At 62.7% G+C, this 5,246-nt stretch carries 4 protein-coding genes; 1 reads left to right on the forward strand and 3 read right to left on the reverse strand.

The window, feature by feature from the left end:
• Window positions 1–18: 18 nt before the first annotated feature.
• Window positions 19–1,170: an MFS transporter gene (locus HU811_RS24510; RefSeq protein ID WP_186658576.1), complete on the reverse strand. Its 1,152-nt coding sequence runs from the start codon at window positions 1,168–1,170 to the stop codon at window positions 19–21.
• 177 nt (window positions 1,171–1,347) lie between these two features.
• On the opposite strand from HU811_RS24510, the gene HU811_RS24515 reads away from it, so the two are divergent.
• Window positions 1,348–2,340, forward strand: coding sequence for a diaminopimelate epimerase (locus tag HU811_RS24515; RefSeq protein WP_186658579.1), 993 nt, complete (start codon window positions 1,348–1,350; stop codon window positions 2,338–2,340).
• Between the two features lie 174 nt (window positions 2,341–2,514).
• On the opposite strand, the gene codA is transcribed toward HU811_RS24515, so the two are convergent.
• Together codA and codB are read right to left on the reverse strand one after the other, a co-directional pair.
• Window positions 2,515–3,762 carry a cytosine deaminase gene (codA, locus tag HU811_RS24520; RefSeq protein ID WP_092400356.1) on the reverse strand — a complete coding sequence of 416 codons (1,248 nt, stop codon included), beginning with the start codon at window positions 3,760–3,762 and terminating at the stop codon, window positions 2,515–2,517.
• Window positions 3,763–3,776: 14 nt separating this feature from the next.
• Window positions 3,777–5,048, reverse strand: coding sequence for a cytosine permease (gene codB, locus HU811_RS24525; RefSeq protein WP_186658582.1), 1,272 nt, complete (start codon window positions 5,046–5,048; stop codon window positions 3,777–3,779).
• Window positions 5,049–5,246 lie beyond the last annotated feature (198 nt).

Genomic DNA, 5,246 nt, shown 5'->3' on the forward strand with positions numbered 1-5,246 from the left:
CTTCAAACCTTCAAACCTTCAAACCTTCAACACTTTCCCACTCACCGCCACGGCCACCAACGACAGCGCAATCAACCCAAACGCAAAGCTCAGGCTGCTGCCATGGGCGACGAATCCGATCAGTGCCGGGCCGGCGAGGATGCCGGCGTAGCCGATGGTGGTGATGGCCGGTACGGCGATCGCTTCAGGCATCAGGGTCTGCTTGCCGACCGCGGTGTACAGCACTGGCACGATATTCGAACAACCTATCCCCACCAGCGCATACCCCAACAGCGCCGCCTGCCACATCGGCGCCAGGGTCGCCAACAGGAACCCGGTAGCGGCGATCGCGCCGCCATAGATAATCACGCGTTTGGCGCCCAGGCGATGCACCACCGAATCCCCCGTCAACCGGCCGACGGTCATGGTCAGCGCGAACGCGGCATAACCGAGCCCGGCATAGGCCGTATCCATATCACGCTCGGCGACCAGGAATACCGCGCTCCAGTCCAGCACCGCGCCTTCGGCCAGGAAAACGACGAAACACAGGATGCCGATAAACAGCACCACGCCGTGGGGAATGGCAAACGCCGGGCCCGAGCTTTCACTGCCATAGGGCAGCAGATGCGGCGCCGCCTTGAACAGCGCCACCAGCAACACTGCGTTAACCACCAGCGTCGCCCCCAGCGGCGACAGGCCCAGGCCGAGCAGTGCGCTTACACCGGCCGCGCCAATGATCCCGCCGAGGCTGAACATGCCGTGAAAACCCGACATCATGGTCTTGCCGCTGGCTCGCTCGACGATCACCGCCTGCAGGTTGACGGTCGAGTCCACGGTGCCTAGGCCGGCGCCAAACAAAAACAAGGCTGCCACCAGCCAGGGCAAAGACGTCATCGTTGCCAGCGCCGGCAAGGCCAGGCAGATCAGAACCGTCCCGCCACTGAGCACCCGACGGCAGCCAAACCGCGCCGCCAGTGCGCCGGCAATCGGCATCGCCAGAATCGACCCCACCCCAAGGCATAACAACAGCAACCCGAGAGTGCCTTCGTCCAGGTTCGCCCGCACCTTGGCGTACGGCACCAGCGGCGCCCAGGCCGCGATCCCGACGCCGGCGATGAGATAGGCAATGCGGGTGGACATCTGTTCCAGGCGTCCGGGGATGAAGGTGGGCGGTGGCGTAATGGCAGTCATGAAACGTCCTTGGTTTTGCGAGGCGATGGTGCGGGCGGGCCCTATGCTTGCACATCCACTGACCGCGCTGCGACCTCAAGGTGCCGAAGAGGTGCGTGGGTGGCAAGCACGCTTTGCCTGCACAGCCTTGGCCGGAATAAAGTACCGGCTTTCGCTGGCTGAATCCGGGTCTGGTCCATGACGCAGTTTTATGATGCACGGGGCAATATTTATGGGGTGGTCTCACCGCAACAGGTCCGTGCCCAGGGCATTGACCTGCCGCCGACAGCCGCCCAGGCTGCACAGGCATGCCAAGCCTGGAGCCAAGCGGCAGTGCAGGCTTTCTGTCGTTGGGCGCCGGGTCAGGCGCCGCCGGATGCCAAGGCCCATTGCAGCGATGGTCTGCTGATCGGCCCGTTCCAGAATGAGCCACCGTTTGACCTGTTGATCGTCAACACCGACGGCACCCTGGCCGAGCGCAGTGGCAATGGCCTGACGATTTTCTCCCAGGCCCTCAAAGCGCAAGGCCTGATGCCGAGCGACGGTGAGTGCGTGCTACAGGTTCATCACGACAAACGTGAAGGCATGTCACCGCTGCAAACGGCGGTACGCGCGGCGGAGTTCGAAGGTCTCTCGGGTTTCTGGCTGGACTTGGGAAAACCGCTGTTTGGCCCCAGCGCTGTAGCTGCTCAAGATGTGCAAAGTGTGATCGTCAACCAGCGCGAGGTCAGCCGTGTGGCTGCGCTTCATGCTTTAAATCCGGCCTGGGGCAGCAGTCAGTTCGTGAACATTGGCAACCCGCACTGCGTGACCCTGGTGGACAGCGCCGAGACGTTGCCAAGTAACCCGCAGATGCGTGCCCCGGCGTTGGCGCAAAGCCTGACGCGCATTGCCTATGCGCCGCCCGCTGGGGCCGGTGTGCCCTGCCTGGCGGGGGTGAATCTGCAATGGGCCTGGCTCGAAGCCGAAGGGCGCGTGGTTGCCCGGGTGTTCGAGCGGGGTGAAGGCCCCACCGCCTCCTCGGGCACCAGCGCCAGTGCCGTGGCCAGCGCCGCGTGGCGGGTGGGCTGGGTGAAGGCAGGGGCGGTGAGTGTGGTGATGCCGGGTGGCACGGCGCCGATTCTGCTGGAAGAACAGGCGGGTGAGTTGATGCGGGTGAGGTTGTTTGGTGTAGCACGGGCTGTGTCATAGACGATCTGCGCCGCAGTCAACGACGCCATCGCGAGCAGGCTCTCTCCCACATTTGATCTTCAGCGGGCACAAAAATGCGCGTACGGCCCCGCTCCACTGTGGGAGCGAGCCTGCTCGCGATGACGCAGGCACATTCGCCATCAAAGCAACTGAACCACCACTATCGCGATGACCTCAACCTGGCTGAACCGCAAACTCCACCACCGGCATCTGCCGCTTCATCAGCACTTGGCCATTGCGAATGGAGTAGAGCGGTAGGCCCTGACTGCGGATCACTTCGTAGTCACTGTCGGCCGAGAGGATCAGCAGGTTCGCCGGGCGCCCCGGTTCCAGGCCGTAGCGCTCGCCCAGGGCCATGGCCTTGGCGCTGTTGTCAGTGACCAGGTCCAGGGCGCTTTGCAGGTTGCGGTAACCCAGCATGTGGCAGATGTGCAGGCCGGCTTCGAGTACCCGCAGGATATTGCCGTTGCCCAGGGGGTACCACGGGTCGACGATGGAGTCCTGGCCGAAGCACACGTTCATCCCCGCTTCGAGCAGTTCATTGACTCGGGTGACGCCGCGGCGTTTAGGGAAGTTATCGAAGCGTCCTTGCAGGTGGATGCTTTCGGTGGGGCAGGAAACGAAGCTGATGCCCGAGTGCCCGAGCAGGCGAAACAGCTTGGCGCAGTAGGCATTGTCATAGGAGCCCATGGCCGTGGTGTGGCTGGCGGTGACGCGGGCGCCCATGTCGCGGCTGCGGGCTTCTTCGGCCAGCACTTCGAGAAAACGCGAGTGCGGGTCGTCGGTCTCGTCGCAATGCACGTCCACCAGGCAACCGGTGCGCTCGGCCAGGTCCATCAGGAATTTCACCGAGCTTACGCCTTGATCCCGGGTGTACTCGAAATGCGGAATGCCGCCCACCACGTCGGCACCCATTCGAATCGCTTCTTCCATCAGTTCGCGGCCGTTGCGGTAGGACTCGATGCCTTCCTGGGGAAACGCGACGATCTGCAGGTCGATCAGGTGACGACTTTCCTCACGCACTTCAAGCATGGCTTTGAGGGCGGTGAGGTCAGGATCGGTGACGTCGACATGGGTGCGTACATGCTGGATGCCATGGGCGGCCAAGGCCTGGATGGTTTTTTTGGCGCGGGTCTTGGTGTCTTCCTGGGTGATGGTGGCCTTGCGCTCGCCCCAGCACTCGATGCCCTCGAACAGCGTTCCGCTCATGTTCCAGCGGGGTTCGCCGGCGGTGAGGGTGGCATCCAGATGAATGTGTGGTTCGACGAAGGGGGGCACCACCAGATTACCGCCGGCGTCGAGGTCTTGCGGGCCAAGGCTCGGGGCTTCGGTCTGGCGAGCAATGCTGGCGATCAGGCCGTTTTCCAGGTGCAGTTCATGCAAGCCTTCGCGGTTGCGCAGGCGGGCGTTGATGATGTGCATCAAGCGAGTCCTTCTCAAAGATCTTGTAGGGGGGTATCGGTGGCGCGAATTCCCAATAGGCCGATCAATATCACATACGTTAGCGCGCCGGTGGCGATTCCTACCAGTGGCGCAACCCAAGGCGAAGTGAACGCCGCGAGGGTGCCTGCGCCGTACGCAAACAGCCCCGGCCAGTTGAACGCCGGTAGCTGCGCCTCAGCCAAGCGTGGATAGCGGCCGCGCCAGCGGAAGAAGAAATCGGCCATGATCACTCCGCCAATCGGCGGGATCACCGTGCCCAGCAAAATCAGGTAAGGCACCAGCAGATCGTACATGCCCAGCAGGGCCAGCAGTGTGCCGATCGCCGCGCCGCCCAGGGTCACGGTTTTGCGTCGACGGGTGCGCAGCAGGTTGCAGCCGGCCACGGCGAAGTTATAGATGGTGTTGTCCTGGGTGCTCCAGATGTTGAGCAGCAGCATCGCCATCGCCGCCATGGCGAAGCCTTGCAACAGCAGCACTTCCACCACGTCCGGCTGCTGGTAGACGATGGCTCCGTAGGCGCCGATCAATACCATCAGGCCGTTGCCGATGAAAAAGCCGATCAGGCTCGCCAGCACCGCGATCTTCGCTGAGCGGGAAAACCGCGTCCAGTTGGTCGCCTGGGTGGCACCGCTGACGAACGTGCCGAACACCAGCGTGATGGCGGTGGACCAATCGAGGCTGCCCGTCGGCACCACCGCCAGCAACCCGTCCAGACCTCCGACCTTTACCGTGGCGACCCACATCGACAACATCAGCAGCAACATCATGGCCGGCACGGCGATGTACGACAGGATCTCCAGCCCGCGATAACCAATGTAGGCGGTAACGCAGAAACCCAGGCCGAACAGCACCATCAGCCCCAGCACGGTGCCTTCGTTCAAATGAAAATACTTGCCCAGTACCACCGCCGCCGTCGCCGTGCCCCAGGCATACCAGCCGATCTGGGTGAAACCCAGGATCAAGTCGCTGAGCTTGCTGCCCACCTCACCGAAACAGAAGCGACCCATCAGCACCGAATTGAGCCCGCTCTTGAAGGCGATATAACCCAGGCCGGCGGCGTACAGACCCAGCAGCAGATTGCCGATCACGATGACCGTGAGCATTTCGGCAAAACCGAACGCTACCCCCAGCTTGCCACCGGCAAACATGGTGGCGGTGAAAAAGGTGAAGCCCAGCAGCACCATGGCCGTGGAGGCCAGGCCCTTGCGGGCATGCATCGGCACTTCGCTCAAGGGATAGTCGTTAGCCGGATCGTTTTGAGTCATGTGGAGGTCCTTGCGCAGGAGAGAGATGTCGCAAGCGTGCAGCGCCCGTGCCAAACGAGTGAGCGCGAGGTTATTTATAGACAATCTTTGGGGTTGGGTGGGCAAAGAGGGCGAAAGCGGTGCGGCGGTGATTCAAGTTGGAACACCGATCTCATTAGCGGTGAGTTCCGTGTGGGAGCGAGCCTGCTCGCGATAGCG

This window comes from Pseudomonas tehranensis (assembly GCF_014268615.1).
Lineage (GTDB): Bacteria > Pseudomonadota > Gammaproteobacteria > Pseudomonadales > Pseudomonadaceae > Aquipseudomonas > Aquipseudomonas tehranensis.